Annotated in this window: 22 protein-coding genes and 1 tRNA gene; 14 read left to right on the top strand and 9 right to left on the bottom strand. The window is 59.0% G+C overall.

Features of this window, described 5'->3' with window-relative positions:
- Window position 1: 1 nt before the first annotated feature.
- Complete coding sequence (locus Q0949_RS06165) at window positions 2-2878, bottom strand: monovalent cation/H+ antiporter subunit A (RefSeq protein ID WP_299369730.1); 2877 nt, start codon at window positions 2876-2878, stop codon at window positions 2-4.
- Between the two features lie 738 nt (window positions 2879-3616).
- Here Q0949_RS06165 and Q0949_RS06160 point away from each other — a divergent pair.
- Together Q0949_RS06160 and rpsU are read left to right on the top strand one after the other, a co-directional pair.
- The gene (locus Q0949_RS06160; protein WP_299369728.1) at window positions 3617-4870 is read left to right on the top strand and encodes an MFS transporter; all 1254 of its coding nucleotides are present in this window, start codon (window positions 3617-3619) and stop codon (window positions 4868-4870) included.
- Window positions 4871-5119: 249 nt separating this feature from the next.
- Window positions 5120-5320, top strand: a complete 201-nt coding sequence (gene rpsU / locus Q0949_RS06155; protein ID WP_090270699.1) for a 30S ribosomal protein S21 — start codon at window positions 5120-5122, stop codon at window positions 5318-5320.
- Window positions 5321-5336: 16 nt separating this feature from the next.
- Here rpsU and Q0949_RS06150 read toward each other — a convergent pair whose 3' ends face one another.
- Window positions 5337-5885: a 2OG-Fe(II) oxygenase gene (locus tag Q0949_RS06150; protein WP_299369724.1), complete on the bottom strand. Its 549-nt coding sequence runs from the start codon at window positions 5883-5885 to the stop codon at window positions 5337-5339.
- Window positions 5886-6240: 355 nt separating this feature from the next.
- Here Q0949_RS06150 and Q0949_RS06145 point away from each other — a divergent pair, with 355 nt between their 5' ends.
- Window positions 6241-6528, top strand: coding sequence for a co-chaperone GroES (locus tag Q0949_RS06145; protein WP_299369722.1), 288 nt, complete (start codon window positions 6241-6243; stop codon window positions 6526-6528).
- A 43-nt stretch (window positions 6529-6571) separates the two neighbouring features.
- Window positions 6572-8206 carry a chaperonin GroEL gene (gene groL, locus Q0949_RS06140; RefSeq protein ID WP_299369720.1) on the top strand — a complete coding sequence of 545 codons (1635 nt, stop codon included), beginning with the start codon at window positions 6572-6574 and terminating at the stop codon, window positions 8204-8206.
- Window positions 8207-8280: 74 nt separating this feature from the next.
- On the opposite strand, the gene Q0949_RS06135 is transcribed toward groL, so the two are convergent.
- From Q0949_RS06135 to Q0949_RS06115, 5 genes are all read right to left on the bottom strand, one after another.
- A complete protein-coding gene (locus Q0949_RS06135) occupies window positions 8281-8556 on the bottom strand; it encodes a hypothetical protein (protein ID WP_299369718.1) in 276 nt (91 codons plus the stop codon).
- Window positions 8557-8675: 119 nt separating this feature from the next.
- Window positions 8676-8813, bottom strand: coding sequence for a hypothetical protein (locus Q0949_RS06130; protein ID WP_298938032.1), 138 nt, complete (start codon window positions 8811-8813; stop codon window positions 8676-8678).
- Window positions 8814-8913: 100 nt separating this feature from the next.
- On the bottom strand, window positions 8914-9741 hold the full coding sequence (locus Q0949_RS06125; protein ID WP_299369716.1) for a phosphocholine cytidylyltransferase family protein: 828 nt from the start codon (window positions 9739-9741) through the stop codon (window positions 8914-8916).
- 36 nt (window positions 9742-9777) lie between these two features.
- Window positions 9778-11757 carry an aminotransferase class V-fold PLP-dependent enzyme gene (locus Q0949_RS06120; RefSeq protein WP_299369714.1) on the bottom strand — a complete coding sequence of 660 codons (1980 nt, stop codon included), beginning with the start codon at window positions 11755-11757 and terminating at the stop codon, window positions 9778-9780.
- 518 nt (window positions 11758-12275) lie between these two features.
- Window positions 12276-13193, bottom strand: a complete 918-nt coding sequence (locus tag Q0949_RS06115; protein ID WP_299369712.1) for a DMT family transporter — start codon at window positions 13191-13193, stop codon at window positions 12276-12278.
- A gap of 414 nt (window positions 13194-13607) precedes the next feature.
- On the opposite strand from Q0949_RS06115, the gene Q0949_RS06110 reads away from it, so the two are divergent.
- Entirely contained in the window at window positions 13608-14444 is an 837-nt protein-coding gene (locus tag Q0949_RS06110) for a DUF3883 domain-containing protein (RefSeq protein WP_299369710.1), read from the top strand.
- A 319-nt stretch (window positions 14445-14763) separates the two neighbouring features.
- On the opposite strand, the gene Q0949_RS06105 is transcribed toward Q0949_RS06110, so the two are convergent.
- Both Q0949_RS06105 and Q0949_RS06100 read right to left on the bottom strand, forming a co-directional pair.
- The gene (locus Q0949_RS06105; protein WP_366524006.1) at window positions 14764-15504 is read right to left on the bottom strand and encodes a DUF6538 domain-containing protein; all 741 of its coding nucleotides are present in this window, start codon (window positions 15502-15504) and stop codon (window positions 14764-14766) included.
- Window positions 15505-15589: 85 nt separating this feature from the next.
- Window positions 15590-15679: transfer RNA gene (locus Q0949_RS06100), tRNA-Ser, on the bottom strand.
- A 169-nt stretch (window positions 15680-15848) separates the two neighbouring features.
- Here Q0949_RS06100 and Q0949_RS06095 point away from each other — a divergent pair.
- The 9 genes from Q0949_RS06095 to proB all read left to right on the top strand — a co-directional run bounded on the left by Q0949_RS06095 (window position 15849) and on the right by proB (window position 22594).
- Window positions 15849-16676, top strand: coding sequence for a DUF2059 domain-containing protein (locus Q0949_RS06095; RefSeq protein WP_299369707.1), 828 nt, complete (start codon window positions 15849-15851; stop codon window positions 16674-16676).
- Window positions 16676-17449, top strand: a complete 774-nt coding sequence (locus Q0949_RS06090) for a DUF2059 domain-containing protein (protein WP_299369705.1) — start codon at window positions 16676-16678, stop codon at window positions 17447-17449. The genes Q0949_RS06095 and Q0949_RS06090 overlap by 1 nt, the downstream gene beginning before the upstream one ends.
- Window positions 17450-17639: 190 nt before the next feature.
- Window positions 17640-18338 carry a 50S ribosomal protein L21 gene (locus Q0949_RS06085; protein ID WP_299369702.1) on the top strand — a complete coding sequence of 233 codons (699 nt, stop codon included), beginning with the start codon at window positions 17640-17642 and terminating at the stop codon, window positions 18336-18338.
- A gap of 12 nt (window positions 18339-18350) precedes the next feature.
- The gene (gene rpmA / locus Q0949_RS06080) at window positions 18351-18620 is read left to right on the top strand and encodes a 50S ribosomal protein L27 (protein WP_299145275.1); all 270 of its coding nucleotides are present in this window, start codon (window positions 18351-18353) and stop codon (window positions 18618-18620) included.
- A gap of 79 nt (window positions 18621-18699) precedes the next feature.
- Window positions 18700-19251 carry a GNAT family protein gene (locus Q0949_RS06075; protein ID WP_299369700.1) on the top strand — a complete coding sequence of 184 codons (552 nt, stop codon included), beginning with the start codon at window positions 18700-18702 and terminating at the stop codon, window positions 19249-19251.
- A complete protein-coding gene (locus Q0949_RS06070; RefSeq protein WP_299369698.1) occupies window positions 19248-19850 on the top strand; it encodes a LysE family translocator in 603 nt (200 codons plus the stop codon). The genes Q0949_RS06075 and Q0949_RS06070 overlap by 4 nt, the downstream gene beginning before the upstream one ends.
- A 2-nt stretch (window positions 19851-19852) precedes the next feature.
- The gene (locus Q0949_RS06065; RefSeq protein ID WP_299369696.1) at window positions 19853-20389 is read left to right on the top strand and encodes a GNAT family N-acetyltransferase; all 537 of its coding nucleotides are present in this window, start codon (window positions 19853-19855) and stop codon (window positions 20387-20389) included.
- Window positions 20390-20465: 76 nt separating this feature from the next.
- On the top strand, window positions 20466-21500 hold the full coding sequence (gene obgE, locus Q0949_RS06060) for a GTPase ObgE (RefSeq protein ID WP_299369694.1): 1035 nt from the start codon (window positions 20466-20468) through the stop codon (window positions 21498-21500).
- On the top strand, window positions 21488-22594 hold the full coding sequence (gene proB, locus Q0949_RS06055) for a glutamate 5-kinase (protein WP_299369692.1): 1107 nt from the start codon (window positions 21488-21490) through the stop codon (window positions 22592-22594). The genes obgE and proB overlap by 13 nt, the downstream gene beginning before the upstream one ends.
- The last annotated feature ends 3 nt before the right edge of the window (window positions 22595-22597 follow it).

The raw sequence follows: 22597 nt of genomic DNA, 5'->3' as shown, positions 1-22597 counted from the left end.
GTCACACACCCTCCTTTGCGGCGTCGTCGGGCGTGGTGTCTTCGTTTCGAGAAGGGTCAATATCCATTGGGTGATCAGGGTCGTCCGTATGAGCGCGGCGCGCCAGCCGCGAGAAGCTTTCGAGGGACAGCATCACGGCGCCCACGACGGCCAGGAACACGCCCACGTCAAAGAGGGCAGCGGTGGCCAGTTCAAACTCGTTGAACGGCGGGATGCGCACATAAGTAAAGTCAGAGGTCAGGAATGGTTTGCTGACGAACCACGACCCGATGCCGGTAAAGCCCGCCACCAGAACGCCCGCGCCGATCACCCCGTGGTAAGGGTACTTGAGGCGGGCAGAGGCCCAAGAGAAACCGCTGGCCATGTACTGCATCACCACGCCGATCGACACGATCAGGCCGGCGATAAACCCGCCGCCCGGTTCATTGTGGCCGCGCAGGAAGATGTAAAAGCCCACCATCAGCACGACCGGCATGATGACGCGGGTCAACACGACCATCATCATCGGGTGCATGTCACCCGCGCGTGGCTGATCCGGGATGCGGTTCAGCAGCCGCGCACGCACCGGCCCGTCCAGCAGGGTTTCGGTCAGGGCATAGATCAGGAGCGCAGCAATCCCCAGCACGATGATCTCGCCATAGGTGTCAAATCCACGGAAATCGACGAGGATCACGTTGACCACATTGGTGCCGCCACCGCCTTTGTAGGAATTGGCAAGGTGGAATTCAGAGATCGGTGTGTCGACCGCATCGCGCAGCAGGTAGTGGAACGCCAGAGCAAAGGTCGCAAGCCCGCCCGCAACGGCGGCCGTAACATCACGCACGCGCCGCAGGACAGAGCTTTCCACCGGGGTGCTGTTAGGCAGGAAGTTGAGCGCCAGCAGCAACAGGATGATCGTGACGACTTCGACCGTGAACTGGGTCATGGCAAGGTCCGGCGCGCTGAAGAACACAAATCCGATGGACACCATCAGTCCGACAATCCCGATCAGGATCAGCGCGAGGAACCGGTTGCGATGCAGGAACAGGAGCGCGACGGTCGCCGCCACCAGCAGCGCCCAGCCCACGACAGGCACCACGCCCGCAGGCTGGATCGCCCGCGTCGGTGCCCCCACGGTACCGGTTGTCCATGCGTAGAACCCGGCACCCACAATTGCCACGGTGCCCACGGCGGCATAGCGGGTGAACGACCCGTTGTGCAGCGGCAGGATGATGCGCTGCGCCAATGCGGCGGCGGCTTCGACGATGGCCTCAAAGATGGTCTTGGCTTCGGGCCGCGGTGTCGCATCCCACAGGCGCAGGGCAGGGTTGAAGATCGCCATCATCAACAGGCCACCAACGACCGCCGCGATGGACATGAACAGGGCCGGAACAAGCCCGTGCCAGATCTTGAAATAGGCCTTGGGCACCTCGGCCGCGTCACCCAGAACGGATGCCGTGACCAGTTTGACAAAGGGCTCGGCCAGGAACGGTGCCACACCGATCACCACGACAAGCGTGACAAGGAAGGCAGGCGGCAGCCACAGACCCGCGCCGGGATCGTGCGGCTTGGCCGGATAGTCATCGCGCACGGGCCCAAGGAACGTGTGACCGATCAGGCGGAAACAGTAGGCCGCGGAAAAGAGCGAACCGAAAGTCGCGAGCGCAGGCACCAGCCATGGGGAGCCGAAGAGCACCGTATGCGTGGCCTCCTCAAGCATCATTTCCTTGGACAGGAACCCGTTGAGCAGCGGTATGCCCGCCATGGACAGGGCTGCGAGGGTCGCGATGGTGAAGGTGATCGGCATCAGGCTGCGCAGGCCGCCCAGTCGGCGGATGTCGCGCGTATGTGCTTCGTGATCGACGATGCCTGCGGACATGAACAGCGCGGCCTTGAACGTCGCGTGGTTCAGGATGTGGAACATGGCCGCCATCGCGCCAAAGGCCGTGCCGGTGCCTAGCAGCATGGTGATCAGGCCCAGGTGACTGACGGTGGAAAACGCCAAAAGCGCCTTGAGGTCATGTTTAAAGAGCGCGATGACCGCGCCCAGTACCATGGTTACCAGACCCGCCGTGGTGACGATCACGAACCATTCCGGCGTGCCCGACAGAACGGGCCACATCCGCGCCATCAGGAAAATCCCCGCCTTCACCATCGTGGCCGAGTGCAAATAGGCGGACACCGGCGTCGGCGCGGCCATCGCATGGGGCAACCAGAAATGGAACGGGAACTGCGCGGATTTGGTGAAACATCCCAGCAGGATCAGGATTAGTGCGGGCAGGTACAGCGGATCGGCCTGAATCAGTTCGCGGTTTTGCAGGATGACGCTGAGGTCATAGCTGCCTGCGATCTGGCCAAGAATCAGCATCCCCCCGATCATCGCCAGCCCGCCCATGCCGGTCACGGTCAGTGCCATCCGCGCGCCTTGCCGCCCCTCGGGCAGGTGTTTCCAGTATCCGATCAGCAAGAAGGACGACAGCGACGTCAGTTCCCAGAACACCAGCAAAAGCAGGATGTTGTCGCTGAGCACGATGCCGACCATCGCCCCCTGGAACAGCAGCAGGTAGGTGAAAAATTCACCCATGTTGTCATTGCGGCTGAGGTAGTGGCGGGCATATGCGATGATCAAAAGCCCGATGCCGAGGATCAAGAGCGCAAAAAAGAAGCCCAGTCCATCGAGCATCAAGGTAAAGTTCAGGCCCAGCGTCGGCATCCAGTCGACCCGCGCCATCACCACGTCTCCGGCCAGAACAGCGGGCAGGTTCGTCAACAATCCGATGAAGGCGGCCAGCGACACTGTAAACGTCACGCCAGCACAGGCCGCACGCCCCGCTTGGTTCATCAACCCGGGCAACAATGCGCCCAGGAATGGCAAGGCAACGATGATGAAAAGGGACACGGACGCTCCTGATCCAGAAATTTTGGTGACATGCAAGAAACTGCATCAGAATGCGGCGAGTGCAAGGGCAATCGACCTTGTTTTGTCCAATATTGCGACGCTCGGTCGCGCCGGACTGTGTGTGGGCTGTTGAAACGCTTGGGCAGGGCGCGATGCCATGACCCAGCGCCGCAGACGCGTCCGTCTGGCGACACGGCAAATCCGACTTGCGCGGAAGTGGCGGAGAGACAGTCCGAAAAGCGTTTAACACATAGTCTTAAGTTATTGTATTTGTTGCAGAAAACTATTTTGGGTGCTGCAACTTGTGCAGCAAAAAGTGCAGCAAGAAGTGGTAAAGATGGTGGTCCAGCGAAATTCGGCTGACGCCAACCATGGCTTGGCATGCACCGCACTCTCAATGCTCGGCTCCAAACCAGCCTTTCAACTGTCGCGCAGCTAACGACTGCCCCGAGCCGATTGTGTTGAAAACTCTTGTTTTTGCGAAAACTGGCGAAAATCCTGCCCGTTCAGAGGCTGTCGAGGTTTGGGCCAGGGTGTCGACCAAAGCGCCGGTTTGGCGATGTGAAAGGCAGTCTGGCCTGCTCGGGGCAATTGGCGTCACTTCCGATGGCCGACACACAAAGAAATGAACGGCAAACTCGAAAAATGCGTCGTGAACCATTGTTGGTGCCGCTTTTTGAACAGACGCGCAAAGAGCACTGCGCATGCTCGGAGGCATACTTCTAGGCCCCTTAAGAGATGTTTGAGCGTCGAATCCCCGAATGGCTGCGACACGCGCCTGCACCATCTGTGCAGGGTTTCGCGACCTTGGCTGCGTTTGAGGCGGTTGCACGCGGCATCCTGATTTCCGTCTTTCCGATCGCGATGTACGACGCGCTTCAGGACGCGGCCCTGATCAGTTCAGTTTATTTCTTGATCGGGATCATCTCATTGCTGACTGGGCTTCTCGTTCCCTTTCTCAATCGCTGGATAGCGAGGCGGTGGATGTACGGCATCGGGGCGACGGGATTCATTGTCGGATCGGGCCTCGCAGCTCTGGGGTCCCCGGAGATGGTCGTTCTGGGGCTTGTTTTAAACTCGCTGGCCACTGTCGTCACCTTTGTGTGTTTCAACGCCTATGTGCTGGATTACATCTCCCGGATTGATCTCGGAAAATGCGAAACGCTGCGCATGTTCTATTCGGCCCTTGGATGGACCGTTGGCCCCATGCTGGGCGTACTTTTGTGGGAATGGTGGCGGCCCGCTCCATTCGTGATTTCCGGCGTGGCCGCTGCAACCATGCTGGGCGTGTTCATCTTTCTACGGCTGGGGAATGGCAAACTGATTACCCGGGCGCAGCATGCACCAGTTAATCCGTTGGCATTTCTGGGGCGTTTCTTACAACAACCCCGCCTGATCGCAGGTTGGCTATTTGCGGTGATCCGCTCCTGCGGGTGGTGGGCCTATGTTGTTTATCTGCCCATCTTCGCTGTTGAGAATGGCCTTGGAGAAACGCTGGGCGGGACGCTCTTGTCCATCACAAATGCTGGATTATTTTTGTCGCCGGTGATGCTGAGATGGATGCAGAAACACTCCGTGCGCAGCTCGGTTCAAACCGGCTTCATGGCTTTCGCATGTCTGTTCTGTACCGCCAGCTTGGTTTCAGCAGCCCCGTCTGCAACAGTATTTGTTCTCTTTGTCGGCAGTTTCTTTCTGATCCTTTTGGACATTTGTGCCGGATTGCCGTTCCTGATGGCCGTCAAACCATCGGAACGCACCGAAATGTCGGCAGTCTACTCATCCTATCGGGATGTGTCCGGCATCCTGACACCGGGTGTGGCCTGGCTGATCCTTTTGGTGGCACCGATATCCGGCATTTTTGCCGCCGCCGGAGCGGCAAGCCTGCTGGCCTGGGGCATTGCCGGGCGGCTGCATCCGCGTCTGGGCGAAAATCGTTTGAAGCCTGTTCCACCATTGCAAGTAGAGCGGCAGGTACCTTTTCCCGAGACCTGAGGCCAGTCTCCAGCTGACCCCTATTCGCCATAGCGGTGTATCGGCACAATGGCCTATGCGTTGGTCTGCCGCGCGTATTTGATAGCCAGTGCCAGAGTGACCGCACCCTTCGGCTTAAGATGTTGGGTTCAAGAGGAGCGTGGGCGGCTGAACGCTGATGTCGGAATGTGGACGACACCAAAATTACTTAACAAGGCGGGGGTTCTAGGAACTCTCATTCAGGTAAGTCTTCCAAGGTAGAGAAACCAAATGCAGGTCAGTGTTCGCGACAACAACGTCGATCAAGCACTCAGAGTTTTGAAAAAGAAGCTCCAGAGCGAAGGTGTTTTCCAGCAAATGAAGCTGAAGCAACATTTCGAAAAACCCTCTGAGAAAAAGGCCCGGGAAAAAGCTGAAGCAATCCGCCGTGCCCGCAAACTGGCGCGGAAAAAACTGGAACGCGAAACGTAACTCTACGTTCTTCTATCTACCGAAACTTAGGGCCGTGCGCCCAGACGGTTAAAGAATGTCGGGTGCCTCGTGACACAGGCGTCACTTGATGCAGATGAAAACTTGGGAAAATAGTGATAGACCCCTGCGTCCGGTTTGCCGCGATAATGTGCGCGCCCGGCATAACTTCCAGATCACCGCCATCATAGCTTCCGGGCTTGGAAAGCTGCGCGACCAATGTCAGTTTTCGTTTTTGTGCCATTGGGCCATCACCGATGTCGGAATGCCATGTAAAATGACCGCCATCCGTGGCATCGTAGCTGGCAACCTGTGGGCTCTCGGCAAATTCTCTGAGATCAAAGTCGAACCAGTTTCGGTTTGAGGTTCTCACAACGTCGATAAGTCGCTCCATGACCCACGCCATGCCGTCGATCTCATCCAGCCAAACGAGCTTGGCGCGGCGCAGATTATGATCCCGGTTCTGGCCGACAAGCAAAGCTTCTCTCGCTGGAGCTGATGCCATGGCGTTGACGATTGCGCTGCATTCGGCAGGCGTAAATCCATCGTCAATAGAATGTACGTTCACCTGCTAAGCCCCTTGTCCTGAATTGTACTCGACAATGCAGGTCATTTTGCACGCCATGCTTATCCATTTTCGACCAAAGCGCGGGAATACGACCTAAATCCAAAGCAGTACCCTGCTCTTTAAGTGGAAAGAGATTGCTGGCGGCTGATGAGGTGACGGCGGCCTGGAGCGGCTGCAGAGATCAATGGTCGGGCGCGTCCAACTCTGTACTAGGCCCTAAAATATTTACGACTAGTCTATTGTAGCCGACCTCAACGATAGCCATCTCAGTCGTATTGGCACTCAGGTGTGGCGAGTGCCAATGTGTCCCTACGCACGCCATCCACCCCCGTAAATCTTGAAAGGCAGCATATCTATGTTGTTTACCCCACTCCACGACCGCGTTCTGGTTCGTCGCATTGAAAGTGACGAAAAGACATCAGGCGGTCTGATCATTCCCGATACCGCCAAGGAAAAACCACAAGAAGGCGAAGTGGTATCTGTTGGCGCAGGTGCAAAGGACGATGCTGGCGCGCGTATCGCAATGGACGTCAAAGCTGGCGATAAGATTTTGTTCGGCAAGTGGTCCGGTACAGAGATCAAGATTGACGGTGAAGACCTCATGATCATGAAGGAGAGCGACATCTTGGGCATTATGGCCTGAACGACGCTGAACCCTCCCCCATTTTTCATTTAGGAATCCCGACATGTCTGCAAAAGACGTCAAATTCGGCACGGACTCCCGTAACCGCATGCTCAAAGGCATCAATACGCTCGCAAACGCCGTCAAGGTCACGCTTGGCCCCAAGGGCCGCAACGTGGTTCTCGACAAGTCCTATGGTGCGCCACGCATCACCAAGGACGGTGTTACGGTCGCCAAGGAAATCGAGCTTTCGGATGCGTTCGAGAACATGGGCGCACAGCTCGTCAAGGATGTTGCATCGCGCACCAACGATGAGGCAGGCGACGGCACAACAACCGCCACGGTTCTCGCTCAGGCCATTGTCAAAGAAGGCATGAAATCAGTCGCAGCGGGCATGAACCCGATGGACCTCAAACGCGGTATCGACAAAGCGGTCACCGCCGTTGCGGCGGAAGTAAAGGCAATGTCGCGGCCAGTGGGCGATACGGCCGAAATCGCCAAGGTCGGCACCATCTCGGCAAACGGTGAAGCTGCTATCGGTCAACAGATCGCGGACGCCATGGCCAAGGTCGGCAACGAAGGTGTCATCACTGTCGAAGAGAACAAAGGGCTGGAGACCGAGACCGAAGTGGTCGAAGGCATGCAGTTCGATCGTGGCTATCTCAGCCCGTATTTCGTCACGGATACCGCCAAGATGACGGCGACCCTGGAGGACTGCGTGATCCTCCTGCACGAGAAGAAGCTGACGTCTCTGTCCCCCATGGTGCCGCTGCTTGAGGCTGTCATGCAGGCGAACAAGCAGCTTTTGGTGATGGCCGAGGACATTGACGGCGAAGCACTCGCAACCCTTGTTGTGAACAAACTGCGCGGTGGTCTGAAAGTGGCCGGTGTCAAAGCGCCCGGTTTCGGGGATCGCCGCAAGGCGATGCTGGAAGATCTTGCCGTCCTGACAGGCGGACAGGTGATTTCCGAAGAACTGGGCATCAAGCTCGAAAACGTCACGATGGACATGCTTGGCGATGCCAAGAAGATTACAATCACCAAGGACACTACAACTGTGATCGACGGAGCAGGTGACAAAGAAGCTATCGCTTCGCGTGTCACCCAAATCCGTTCGCAGATCGAAGAGACCACCTCAGACTACGACAAGGAAAAACTGCAAGAGCGACTGGCCAAACTGGCGGGCGGCGTTGCGGTGATCAAAGTTGGTGGTGCGACCGAGATCGAAGTGAAAGAGCGCAAGGATCGGGTTGATGACGCCTTGAACGCAACACGTGCGGCTGTACAAGAAGGCGTCGTACCAGGCGGTGGCGTTGCACTTGTCCATGCAGGCAAGGTTCTGGAAGGTCTCAAAGGAGAAAACGCGGATCAGGATGCGGGTATCAAGATCATCCGCAAAGCTCTTCAGGCCCCGTTGCGCCAGATCGCTGAAAACGCCGGTGTCGATGGCTCAGTCGTTGCTGGAAAAGTACTTGAGAACACCAGCAAGACGTTTGGTTATGATGCACAACTGGACCAGTACGGCGACATGTTGAAGGCCGGTGTCATCGATCCGACCAAGGTCGTTCGGATTGCGTTGGAATATGCCGCATCGGTTGCAGGCCTGCTGGTCACCACCGAAGCGATGGTGGCGGACAAACCCGCCAAGCCGAACCGCCACGGCATACCCGACATGGAGGGTATGGAAGGCATGATGTAAATCGCGAACCACTGGCCCGCAGGCAAATGCCTGTGGGCCAACTTTTGTTCTTCAATGCACGCGCGGTTTTGAAGTCAATCCTGCTCAGGAACAGACCCAAGTCTCACTAAAAATGTAGGGTCTCCTACTTCGCCGCTACTGCTGTCTTCAACCACCATATAGGCATCGGCACCGACGCAATTTTCCGCGCGAAATTCCCGTTCTGCCCGCTCTTCAGCTTCACGGGGCGTAGAATACTGCAACTGCTTGTCGATTTTCAGGGGGCCTTGCTGCCCCCGCGCAGTCGTCTTGGCAATATATGTCTGGCAGATATAGTGAATCTTTGTGCCGGACTCTTCTGTTTCGCTCATTGGGTCTTCCAAATCTAAATTATAGGCGTTTTGGGACAAGTCTCGGACGCCGCCCGTGCCAAGGTGCGCAACTAAAGCAAGCTGAATACCTCAGACGGACGAAATCCGAAACGTTCCGGCTACTTTACCTTTTTGCCGCCAATTGCGAGCGCGGGTTTTCCAGCCAGAGAATTGGCCGTCGCAGAAACCTTTGGTTTCTCTTGCTTGGGTTTTTTGGCTTCTTTGTTGCCACGTTTGCTGTTGTTGCCTTTGGCCATGAGAGGTCCTTTCAAATGCAGCGATCCTGTGCCGGGATGGCAAGGGCTTCACTGCGCCGTACACCGCGCGCCGGAATTGCGGCGCAGGGCAGTAGATGCATCAGACGTGCGTCTGAATGGCCGCTTCTTCCACAGCCTCGTCCAGCACCTTTTGCTGGCCACGGGATATGGTAGTGACAGGGCTGCTGAACATCGCATTTGCAGCGACAAAGTCTTCGGCTGTGTCGATCTCCGTCCAGTCCAGGCCGCTGATATCAAGAGCATGGAACTGCGTACCTTTGTCGACCAATTGCGCGTAAGCCGCCTCGTAATACGCCTGAAGGTTTCCACGGCTCTCCATCATTTCTGAAAGCTCTGCGAACAGCAGTGCACCCGTACCGGCGCTGATCTTCTCAATGCCGATTGATTCACCCAACGCGCGCTTCGGATCGACGGACTTGCCAACTTCAAGGACCTGCATCTGTTCGTCTGCGATGACCTTAACTTCTTCGTCCTCAAGCGCGATGTTGCGGTCAATGCACAAGACGTTTGCGTGGTCGCTGTCCAAAAGCTGGCGCAGGATTTTGACATCAAACACGACGTCCGCATCGAATTTGACAAACTCAGCTGTGCCAATCGCTTTGGCCGCCAGCATCAGGGAGTAGCCTGTGTTCGTCTCGCGGTATCGGTCGTTGATCACATAGGTGACACGGATGCCGCGAAATGCCTTGTCTACAAATTTCTCAATCTCATCAGCCCGGTGACCCAGAACCAGAACGAATTGCGACATTCCGCAGCTCAGGCAATTGCGGATCATGCGTTCAAGGATGATCGATCCGCCCACAGTCAGCAGGCTTTTGGGGCAACTGTCGGTCAGTGGGCTGAGGCGCGAGCCAATGCCAGCGGCCAGAATGACGGCAACCGGTGCACGGTGTTTTTCGTATTTCATTATGCTTCAATCCTGAATGAGCCGCGTCGAAGCGGGCTATTTTTGCGTTGGAACCCTCAGATTTTCGTCGATGTTTTTTCCGCGAAGCCATGATTTGTAGAGGCCCAAGAACACCTGGCTTGCCGCAAACACCCAAAGCATCGGAATGAGTTGATCAAAGATCAGCGCCGCAGAGAGCATGAAGATGAAGACGCCTTCATCAAAGGCGAGCACCTTGCTTTGTTCTCGCCGGAACCAGACTAGATTTGCCTTTAGACCAAACCCTGGTCCTGAGGTGGTCTGTACCTGTTTCATTTGCGCGATCTGAGCAGGATAATCCGGGTTGCGTCCCGTTTCGATCTCCAGTGCCACGTATTTGGCGTATCCGCGCAAGCCATAGAACGCGATGCCGAGCAGCGACAGAAACACCGGCGTGACGCTGTTTGTCTGCGCAAATGCAGCAAAGCCTGCCGCCCCGAACCATAACGTGACCTGTACCTGATCCGTGATACGGTCGTAATAACTGCCGACGGGGGACGAAACCATTCTGTAGCGTGCCAACTGACCGTCCATGCAATCAAGGATATGGCTGACATGGATCAGGATGGCCGCCGCGATGAAATACGCGGTCCCTCCGATCAGAATTGCAACGGTTGCCGCGATGGCCACAAGGAACGACGCCGCTGTGATCCGGTTGGGCGTGATCCAAGCGATGTCGACAACGCCACAATTGGCAACGATGGCGATCGGTGCCGTGACAAAAGACGACCACCATTCGTCATCGCGGGTCTTGGTCGCCCACAGGCGTGTCAGCATATCGTTCATGACACTACCCGCACACGCGCGGGCACCGGCACTGGCACTGGCACAGGCAACAGGGCAGGGCGCGCGCGTCAGCCTGACCGGAGTGACAAGGTCTGCCGCATCCGCTTGAAGCGTCAGCAACACGTCCTTGAGGGTCGACAGGAAGTACAGGATGTCGCCATCCGCAAGCTCCCCGAAATTACCGACCTGAAAAACCTTGCCCGCAAAGCATCCCTTTCCTTCGTAGATGATGATGGACTTTTCACGCAGACGGGCACGCAGATCATGCACAGATACCGATGCTGGAATGTGCACCGTCGTCAGCATCGAACACATGTCCGCCTCATCAACCAAAAAGTCGAGATTGAGCCTGCGCATGCCGTTCCGCAGCAGATCAGCCCGCGCCTTGATGCGGGCATGTCGCTTAAGGACGCCCTCGCTCAGTATGTCCGTGAGCGCTTGGTTCAATGCAAAAAACAACGGTACGGCCGGTGTGTTTGGCGTCTGACTGTGGGTCTTGAGGAATGCGTAGAACGTTGCGAGATTCAGGTAAGTGGTCTTGGCTGCGTGGTGTTTGAGCCGTTTGAACTGTTTCTTGAGCCCCACGACAAAAGACAGGCCGGGATAGGAGCCCAAGGCCTTGGAGCTGGAACTGGACACAAAAGCGATATGACACGCCTCCATGTCGATCACCTCGGTGCCAACCGAGCTGACCCCATCCACCACAAAGAGTGCGCCGCTGGCTTTTGCCAGGGCCCCGATCTGCGCCGGCGGATTCAACATTCCCGAACAGGTCTGATGGTGGACCATGGCCACTAGGTTGATCTTATGTTTTGCAAGGTAAGTTGCGATTTCCGGTACATCGAAGGCGGTGCCCCAAGGCATTTCGATCAGATGGGCCTTCTTGTCATGGATCACCGATGTCTTGTGCAGTCGCCCGCCAAACTCTCCGTTCGACAGGATCAAAATGGCACCATCTCCGACCACCGAGGACAGTATCGCCTCATTCGCCGCTGTCCCGGAGCCGGTGATCACCACCGCGCGGTAGCGTCCTCTTTTTCTTATCTGAAAAAGGGAGAGTAATTTGTGCTCAATACCTGCAAGAAGGGCATCAAAATCAGTTTCCCGATGGCAGATATCCTCTTTGCAAATCGCGGTATGCAGGGTCTCGGCCACATTCACAGGGCCGGGGGTGAAAAGCAGATGTTTATCCAAATTCAGGCCATGCTCCAACGACGCTGCAACCCCTTGGTTGCAACGCCGGTACGCCCATGATGTGCCTCTGAGCGCGAACCGCGCAGAGACGTCGAGAGGGCACAAATCGAGTTCGAAAACACAGCCCGATCAGGGGGCGGTTGTTGTGTCGTCCGAAAATTGAACGGGTATGGAAAATTTGGGAAATCTGATCCTGTAAATGTAAGCGGACCAGAAGCGCGACAGGTGCTGCTTGGCAGCATCTTGGCAACGGTATCGTAGGGTCGAACAGAAATGGTCGTCAGCTATGCGGCCAATTTATCGTCATCTGACCAGCGTCGCCCGGGTGCAAATGCTTGGGTCAACGCTGGACGAGAAGGTGAGCGATCAAGATTGGCCGAAAAAATATTGTCTCACGGCGTATTAGCGATCCAGAAATAAAGCCGTAGGGCTAAAGCCGCGCAAAAGCAACACGTATCATGCGCACATGGATCGGATCACACATGCAACGCACCCACCCACGGCAGCTCCATCAGAAATGAGTTGTCCCCGATCCCCTATGGTGAGGTGATCGGCGGCGGCTTGCGTCGCTTGCCTGACAGCGCGTTTCCAGCGATGGCCGCAAGCAAAACTGCGCCTCCAGACAATGTGTTCAGCGTGGCCGTTTCGCCGATAAACAACCAGACCCATAGAGGACCAAGCAGAACTTCAGCCAGTGACAACAGCGCAAGTTCCGCAGCGGGAAGGCTGCGAGACCCCAGAGTATACAGGATCAACCCTGCGCCGACCTGAAACACCCCCATGCCCATTGCAATGCCGCCATCCCGGACCGACAACACCAGAGACAATTCCAAAAACAGACATATGCCGGATGTCACGATGATGCCGAATATTCCGGACAGAAAAACCGACGGCAGCATTTCACCTGATTTCCCCCACCGAAGCGCCACGGTGAAGACCGCAAACCCAAAGGCGGACCCCAAAGCCGCAAGACTGCCCGTCAAGGCAACGCCTCCGGATTTATCTGCGACCATGATCGCGATACCGGCAATGGCAACGGCGATCGCCACCCAGGTGGCAAGGCGTACAGGTTCACGCAGGACAATCCACCCCAGAACTGCCGCCATGAAGGGTGCTGTTGCAAACAAAAGCATGGCGTTTGCCACGGACGTCGACTGGATCGCGTATATCCCGCCGGAATAGGCAGCAACGAGCGACAGCCCCGCGATCACCGCTGGAAATCCCGTGCGGCGTATCTGGGCAAAGGGGCTTTCTCCGGACCGCATGCGAATGAACACGTACAGTAGAAGTGACAGGCTGACCGAACGGTAAAGCAATATCTGCCACACAACTGCGTCTTCGATCAGCCGTATTCCAAGCCCGACGGTCGACCAAAGCACGCCAGCGCCAAAGACAAACAGGACACCGAACCGGTGCCCGTCAGTGCCGAGTGACGATTGGTTCATGGCAGTCATTCAGGCTCCGTAAGACATTTCTGTCTCATTGCTAGCGATACGGCTGCCGCATTAGCCTTCCATTTGCGACACCGAAACTGTTCGTGGAACATAGATGCCAAGGAATGGCCTCAAACCAAGCATTTGCTGCCGACTGACCTACGGAACAGTACAAGAATGCCTACGGGTTTAGGCCGAGGCAACCGATGGAGAATTGAAAAGATTGTCCCTTTGCATCAGTGTTTTAACCGCTAGTTGTTTTTGCTTCGTGTGCAATCCAAGGTGAAGGTCTGCAAGGCGTGTGGAAGCAGCCTTCTGCGCAAACGCAGCGAATTCACCCTTCGTCCAGCCATGCGGGCTTTGACGCGGATCACGCCGAAGGTCCGCAACCCGCGCTTTCGTGACAAACTCCGAACCTTCCTCTAGCCTGGCGTAATGTCGAGCCAAGCGTGGACAGATACTGAAAATGATCTGATCGTCGCGGATTACTTCGCGATGCTGGCTGACGATGTGGCGGGCCGTCCCTACAACAAGGCTGCCCATCGGCGGCAGCTTCTACCGCGCCTGAACGACCGCTCGGACGGATCGGTCGAGTTCAAACATCAGAACATCAGTGCCGTTCTCAAGGGCCTCGGCAAGATTTGGATCACCGGGTACAAACCGGCCTTCAATTTCCAGACCAGCTTGATCGACGCCGTCGCACGATGGCTGGCTATTAACCCCGGCTGGACGCACCGCACCCTCTCTTCCCGGCCCGTTGATGGCATGGCCGAGGCGGCGCAACTCTGGGTCGGGCCTGCACCGACGTTGACCAACCAACCGCCGCCGGACGAGCTTGAGCAGATGCGCCACATCGCCAAGAAGTTCGACGTGGCCGCGCGGGATGAACGCAACCGCGCCCTTGGCAAGGCTGGAGAAGAGCGCGTCTTGAAACACGAGCGTAACACTCTGACTGCAGCAGGGCGGGAGGACTTGGCGCAACAAATCCGCTGGGTTTCCGAAGAAGAAGGGGATGGCGCGGGCTATGATATTGCCAGTTTCGATGCTGACGGACGGCAGCGTCTCATCGAGGTGAAGACCACAAACGGGTGGGAACGCACGCCGTTCCATGTCTCGCGCAATGAACTTGCAGTGGCAGATGAACGGCGCGAGGAATGGTGCTTGTTTCGCCTTTGGAACTTCGCACGAACGCCCAAGGGTTTTGAGTTGCGCCCACCGCTTGATGCGCATGTGTCGCTCACGGCGACCAGCTTTCAAGCTAGCTTTCACTGAATTGTTTTGGCGAGAGATGGCCTGAAAGCAGCGCATCAATGGAGCGCGAGATAAAAGGGGTGCCGCATTCGGCCCGCAACTGATTGTTGTGACTAACTTTATTCAGCCGCACCCCGGTACGCGATGCGGCAACGATACGGTTAACGCACTAACTTCGCGGGAATAATTCAGCGGCACATTTCCAATGGGCGTTTTTGGGCGGCGTCAAATTTAACGCTAAATTAAATATTTAGGTGCCATTAAGCGGCAAGGGTTGGAGGGTAGTCGTGCGATTTCTTCATCAACATCAGACACCGAGGCACGTGTTGCCGCACCTCTTTTATCTTGCGCTCCCATTGTTGGGCGCAAGATACCAACTCTTGATGCTCGGACTCGTCGCCTCGCCGAGGTGAATCAGATCCTTTTTGGCCGAGTTTGCCGTGACGTCACCCGCCTCGATCCGGTCGAGCCAGTGCCGGCGGAAGTCCAGCATGTCGTCGCGGGTGATGTTGGCGATTTCCTTGTCGCCGACGACCGCGACGAAGTTCTTCACCGCCTTCTTGCGCGGCGCTTCCCAACGGCGCAGCTGGTCCTCGCTCTTGCCGAGGGTCTTTTCCTTGGCGAGGCCCCAGGAGAGCTCCAGTGCCTTGGTGATCGACATCCGGGGTTCCGGGGCGGTGCCGAGAAGGGCCGCGGCCTCTACCGCATCGGGCTGGTTCGCAGGCGCAGGAATGGCCTCGACGCGCTCAATTACATCCTCGATCGGCAGCTTGGCCACAACCCCCGCATCCAGATACCGAAACCCACGCTCCCGGGCGAGGTCTCGCGCGGCTTCGTAGCGGGCCTCTGGATCTTCACTGTTCCCGGCCAGCCGCGCCTCCCAGGCCTCGATCATCTGGCTCCACGCCCGATCCGCCTTGCTGGGGGCGACTGTCTCCGAGTCGGTGTGCAGGCTGATCCAGACAGTTTCGCGCGGCTCGATACCCCGATACCGGCGCGGGACGCGGCGGCGGAGGTGGTAGAGACGGCCTCGTTTGGCAATGCTTATGGCGGAGAACCCACCGTTTGTGCAGCAAATCAAGCGGACTAAGGACCGACATAAGCGCGAAAACGCCGAATTACGTTCTACTATCAGTATGTTGGGAATGGTCGTCTAGAGCCGAAAATGGCGGAGAGACAGGGATTCGAACCCTGGGTGGGCTTGCACCCACAACGGTTTTCGAGACCGCCCCGTTCGACCACTCCGGCACCTCTCCGCGGGGGTCTGGTGCGCCCAATTAGAACCAACGCGGTCCGAGGGCAAGGCAGTTTTTGCGCAAACTGACGCACACGGGAAATTTGGTGGACCTGCGGGCCAAATTGCATACGGTACGAGGGACCTGCTGCGCGAATTGCACGTGGCCTGGGCTGACCGAAGGGATCATTATGCGCGTTTTACGTCTGTGTCTGTTGTCTGTGTGGTTCGTGGCGGCCCTGCCGGGACTTGTTCTGGCCGCGGACCGGACCAAGCTTGAGGAGTTCCTCGAAGTTACGGGATTTGACGTGGCCCTTGAGAGCATCCGCCTGACCGCCGGATCTGCGCCCCAGATCCTGGGCATGCAGGCCGAAACCTTTGGCACAGAGTGGGCGCGCCTGACCGAAGAGGTCTTTGCCACCGACATCATGCACGACATGGCGCTCGATATCCTCGAAGAGACGCTGGACGACGAGATGCTGACCCATGCGGCGGACTTCTATGCCTCGGATCTTGGCCAGCGGTTGGTTGTGGCAGAGAACGCATCGCACATGACCGAGGATGATGGCCTCAAGCTGGAAAGCGGCGCGGACATCGTGGCGGCACTGGAAGGTATCGACAGCCCGCGGCTTGACTATATCCGCCGGATGAACGCCGCCTCGGACAGTGCGGGAACCGCCGTTCGGGCCATTGTGGAGGTGCAGGTGCGGTTCATCATGGCCGCCGCCGGGGCGGGCGTGATCGAGTTGCACCGCGACGAGGACGGGCTGCGCGCGCTTTTCAAGGCCGACGAAGAGGCGATGACCGCCGAGATCGAGGCGGGTGCGCTGACCGGTGCGGCCTATACCTACCAATCCTTTTCCGATGCCGAGGTGCTGGCCTATGCCGAGGCGCTGGAACATCCGCGCATGCGCCATGTCTATGACCTGATGAACGCGGTGCAATACGAAGTGATGGCCAACCGGTTTGAGGCGTTGGCCACTGCGATGCAACGCCTGCAACCCAGTCAGGAACTGTGATGCGGGGGCTTGCACGGACCGCGGCTGGCCTCTGGGTCGCTTGCGCCAGCACCGTTGCCGCGGATGTGGATGCGATGGTGGATGCGCTTGGCGTGCCGCAACTCATCGCCATTTTCGCGAGCGAGGGCGCGCAATCCGGTGCGTTGATCGATCAGGGCATGCTGAACGGGCAGGGCGGCGATGTCTGGGCCGAGACCGTGCGCCGTCTGTATGACCCCGCGCGGATGGAGCAGGAAATGCGTGCCAGCATGGCGCGGGAAGTGGACCCGGATGTTGCGGCTCAGGCGCTGTTGTTCCTGCAAAGTGACATTGGCACCAAGGCAATCGACCTGGAGGTGCAGGCGCGCCAAGCCTTTACCAACCCGGATGTGGAGGCCGCCGCACGGGCCGCCCCGGCGGTACAGGCAGACGCGGTCACGGACTTTCTTGCCACACGCGACCTGATCGACCGGAACACCGATGTGGCCGTCGATGCCCGCATCGCTTTCTTCGAGGGGCTGATCGAGGGATCGGGGCGGGGTGAAATGCCGGACCTTGACGGTCTGCGCGCAGGCATTGCCACCGAAACCGAAGGGTGGCTGCGTGGCTATTACGCGCTGACGCAATCGGCAATGACTGCCGACGAAGTGGCGGTTCTGACAGCGTTCTGGGAAACGGATGTGGGTCAGGCGGTGGATGACGCGCTGTTTGTCGCCTTTGGCCAAAGCTATGTGACGCTGTCCTACGGGCTTGGGCAGGCCGCAGGACGGTTGATGCCGCAAAACGAACTCTAGCCGCTTTGGCCCTTGACTTGACCCGGTGATCTGCGGATAAGCCCGCATCTCTGGCCAGCACGACGCTGGCCGGTTTTGATTCAATGATGTCCCCGCGGGGACACGCTGTTCGAGGCGGTCGTGCGCAAGGCACGCTCACAAACACCGGGACCCCGGGGCCACAGGACGCGGTAGACAAAGGAACGACCATATGTTCGCGGTTCTGAAAACCGGCGGCAAACAGTACAAAGTTCAATCGGGCGACACGCTCCGCGTTGAAAAACTGGCCGCAAATGCAGGTGACAAAGTCCAATTCAACGAAGTTCTGATGATCGGTGGCGACAGCCCCGTTGTCGGATCCCCCGTTGTTGACGGTGCAGGCGTGCAAGCCGAAGTCATCGAACAGATCAAAGGCCCCAAGACGATCAACTTCGTCAAGCGCCGCCGGAAGCACAGCTCCAAGCGGACCAAGGGCCACCGCCAGCAACTGACGCTGGTGCGCGTGACCGACATCCTGGCCTCTGGCGCGGACAAGTCGGGCGTGATGGCTGCTGAAAACGGCGCAGGCTTTGGCGTGGCCGCCGTGGTTGCCGCTGCTGCTGCACCGAAGAAAGCCAAGAAAGCCGACGCTCCCAAGGCCGAAGCACCCGCCGAGGCCCCCAAGAAAGAGGCCAAGAAGGCAGCCCCCAAGAAGGCCGCAGCCGCCGCAGGCGCTGACGATCTCAAGGAACTGTCCGGTGTGGGCCCCGCGCTTGAGAAAAAGCTGCATGAAAACGGTGTCACCACGTTCGCACAAATCGCGGCATGGACGCCCGAGGATGTTGCTGATATGGACGAGAAACTGTCTTTCAAAGGCCGGATCGAGCGCGAAGGCTGGATCGCTCAGGCCCAGGAAAAGACCAAAGGTTAAGGAGAGAGACGCATGGCACATAAAAAAGCAGGCGGTTCATCCCGTAACGGTCGCGACTCCGCTGGCCGCCGTCTTGGCGTGAAGAAATATGGCGGCGAAGCTGTCATTCCCGGAAACATCATCGTGCGTCAGCGCGGCACCAAGTTTTGGCCAGCCGAAGGCGTTGGCATGGGCAAGGACCACACGATCTTTGCAACTGTCGACGGCGCTGTGACCTTCCACAAGGGTCTCAAGAACCGTACGTTCATTTCCGTGCTCCCAGTCGCGGAGGCCGCTGAATAAGCCGGACCCAAAAGGTTTTGAAAATCAGGGATCGGCGGACACCGCCGGTCCCTTTTTCTTTTTAAAGCGAGGGCACATCATGGCCCAACACGACAAACCCATTCTGACCGGCCCGCGCGTAACATTGCGCGACGCGCGCCCCGATGACGTTGACGCACGCTTTGCCCTCGGCAACACGCCGCAAATTCAGGCGATGTTCGGGGCTGACCCGAGCCAGGTCCGTGACATCACCCGCGAGGCGGCCGAGTTCTGGGTGCAGTCCCAGATCAACGAGGCCTATGCGTGGATCATCGAAGTCGGCGGCGCGCTGATCGGTGCGATCCGGTTGCATACGGTCAACCATGCAGACAAGCGGGCGCAGATTGCCATCGGCATTCTGGACCCCGACGCGCTGGGTCAGGGCCATGGCACGGAGGCGATGCAGCTTTTGTCGATGCATGCCTTTGACACGATGGGCCTGCACCGTCTGGGCTGCCGGGTGCTGGATTTCAATGCGCGCGCCATCGCGTCCTATGAAAAGGTCGGTTTCGCCGTCGAAGGGCGCGAGCGTGAAGCGGCCCTTATCGGCAACGCGTGGCATGATGACCTGATGATGGGGCTGCTTGACCGTGATCTGGTGCGGCTGGGATGAGCGTCGCGGTCGCCACATTCGCAGTCTTTGCCGCCAGTCAGGTGGGCACGCCCGGCCCGGCCAACATGGCCTTGCTGGCCACAGGCGCGCGTTATGGATTTCGCGCGGCCCTGCCATTCGTGGCGGGCGTGGCGCTTGGCAAGCAATTCGTGATCTGGCCCGTGGGCTTTGGGCTGATGGAGCTGGCAACACGGGCCCCTTGGGTGTTCGAAACGCTCAAATGGGTGTCGGCGGCCTATATCCTGTGGCTGGCGTGGAAGGTGGCAAACCTGCGTCTGGGCCCGTCGGATGCGGCCGCAAAGGCACCGGGCTTTGCCGCGGGCCTTATCGTGCACCCGCTCAACCCCAAGGCGTGGGCGATGATCGTCGCGGGCTTTACCGGCTTTGTCAGCCCCGGCACGGATCCTGTTATCGCGACCGCAACAATCGCCGCGGTATTGCTGGCGACACAGCTGGTTTTGCATCCGCTCTGGACACTTGCAGGCGATCGCATCGCGCGCACCCTCGCAGGAACGTCCGCGGAACCCTATCTGATGTACACCCTCGCAGGGCTGACCGTCGCGTCGGTGCTGTTTGTTCTGTTCGGAGGAGGAACATAACAATGGAGATGGAGAAGATCGTGACCCAACCCGTGATCGAAACCGAGCGGTTCGTGCTGCGTCCGCTGCGCAAATCGGACATGGGGCTGATCGACATGTATGCAAGCGACGCACGCGTGGCTCGCATGACGACATCGATCCCGCACCCGGTCCCGCCGGGCATGACGGAGGCCTATGTCACCCGCGCTATGGCGGACGAGCGTGACGAAGACGTTTGGGCGATGGATGGGCACAAGACCGGCGGCGCCGAGGTGATGGGGCTGATTTCGCTGGAACGGATGGACCGGAACCAGTCCGAGGTCGTCTATTGGGTGGCGCCGCCGTTCTGGAACACCGGCCTTGCCTCGGACGCGGTGCAGGCGCTGGTCGAGGCGAACCCGATGCAGCATGCCAATATGTTCGCATCGGTGTTTCAGGACAATCCGGCCTCGGCGCGGGTGTTGACCCATTGCGGGTTCGAATACCTGGGCGATGCGGAATCGTTCTGCGTTGCGCGTGACGCGGCCGTGCCGACCTGGACCTACAGTCGCAAACTCTGACCCCAGCACATCCGCCGGGGGGGAGGCGCGCGAAACGCCGTTCCCTTTGGCCGCGATCTGCACTAGGACGCACGCCATGAAGTTTCTTGATCTGGCCAAAGTCTACATCCGCTCCGGTTCGGGCGGGAACGGGTGCATCTCGTTCCGGCGCGAAAAGTATATTGAATACGGTGGGCCCGATGGCGGCGATGGCGGCAGCGGCGGGTCGGTCTGGGCCGAGGCGGTCGACGGGCTGAACACGCTGATCGATTTCCGCTACCAGCAGCACTTCTTTGCCAAGAACGGCGTGCCCGGCATGGGACGGCAGCGCACGGGCAAGGATGGCGACGACATTGTGCTGCGTGTCCCCGTGGGGACAGAGATCCTGGACGAGGATCAGGAAACGCTCATTGCCGACATGACAGAGCTGGGCCAGCGTGTCGAACTGGCGCGCGGGGGCAATGGTGGTTGGGGCAACCTGCACTTCAAATCCGCCACGAACCAGGCGCCGCGCCGCTCGAACCCCGGACAGGAGGGGGTGGAGCGCACGCTGTGGCTGCGTCTCAAACTGATTGCCGATGTGGGCCTGCTGGGCCTGCCCAATGCGGGCAAGTCGACCTTTCTGGCGACCACATCGAACGCGCGCCCCAAGATCGCCGATTACCCGTTCACCACACTGCACCCGAACCTGGGCGTTGTGGGGGTGGACAATGCGGAGTTCGTGGTGGCCGACATCCCCGGCCTGATCGAAGGCGCGTCCGAGGGGCGCGGCCTGGGCGATTTGTTTCTGGGCCATGTCGAACGCTGTGCGGTGCTGTTGCACCTGATCGACGGCACATCAGAGACGGTGGCCGAGGATTATGCGACCATCATCGGCGAGCTCGAAGCCTATGGCGGCGATCTGGCCGACAAGCCGCGCATCACCGTTCTGAACAAGATCGACGCCCTTGATGACGAGGAACGCGCCGAGGCGCGCGCCGCTTTGGAAGAGGCCGCGGGCGGCCCGGTGATGATGATGTCCAGTGTCGCGCGCGAGGGTGTCACGGACGTGCTGCGGGCTTTGCGCAGCCAGATCGACGATGACCGTTTGCGCCTGGCCCCTCAGGCCGAGGCAGAACCATGGCGTCCCTGACCGACGCCCGGCGTCTGGTCGTCAAGATCGGGTCGGCGCTGCTGGTGGATCGTGACACGGGCGCGTTGCGCGCCGATTGGCTGGACGGGCTGGCCCAGGATGTGGCGTGGCTGAAATCGGCGGGCGTGCAGGTTGTGCTGGTGTCCTCGGGCTCCATCGCGCTGGGGCGCGGCGTGCTGAACCTGCCCGCAACTGATCTGGCGCTTGAGCAATCGCAGGCAGCGGCGGCTGTAGGCCAGATCCGGCTTGCCCGCGCCTACGAAGAGGCAATGGCGCCTCATGGTATCACCACCGCGCAGGTCCTGATGACGCTCGAAGACAGCCGGGATCGGCGGCGCTATCTCAATTCCCGCGCAACGCTTGAGACACTCGTGTCCTTTGGCGCGCTGCCCATCGTGAACGAGAACGACACCGTTGCCACGGACGAGATCCGCTTTGGCGACAATGACCGGCTGGCCGCCCAGATCGCGGCGACCATCGGTGCCGACCAACTGGTGCTGCTGTCAGATGTGGATGGGTTCTATTCGGCGAACCCGGCGCAGGACGCGACGGCCACCCGCTATGATGTGATCGACCAGATCACGCCCGAGATCGAGGCGATGGCGGGCGATGCGGGGTCGGGCCTGTCCAAGGGCGGGATGAAGACCAAGATCATGGCGGCCAAGACGGCGACAGCGGCGGGATGTGCGATGGCGATCTGCCACGGTGCGGCGCATCGGCCGCTGCGCGCGCTGGACACGGGTGCGCCGGCCACATGGTTTACCGCCACGCTGGACCCGCAGGCCGCGCGCAAACGCTGGATCGCGGCGATGAAGCCGTGCGGCACGCTGGTTCTGGACGCCGGTGCAGCACGCGCCCTGTCGCGTGGCAACAGCCTGCTGCCCGCCGGGGTGCAGGCCGTATCCGGCGCGTTCGGGCGGGGCGAACCGGTGGCGATCACCGGCCCCGACGGTCAACAACTCGGCCTCGGGCTCAGCCGGTACACCGCCAAGGAAGCCCGCATTATCGCAGGCCATCAAAGCGGAGAGATCGAAGCGCTTTTGGGCTATCCGGGGCGCGCGGCATTGATCCACCGCGATGATATGGCGCTGTAACCC

Source organism: uncultured Tateyamaria sp. (assembly GCF_947487805.1).
Taxonomy (GTDB): domain Bacteria; phylum Pseudomonadota; class Alphaproteobacteria; order Rhodobacterales; family Rhodobacteraceae; genus Tateyamaria.
This window is presented reverse-complemented; position numbering and strand designations above follow the sequence as displayed.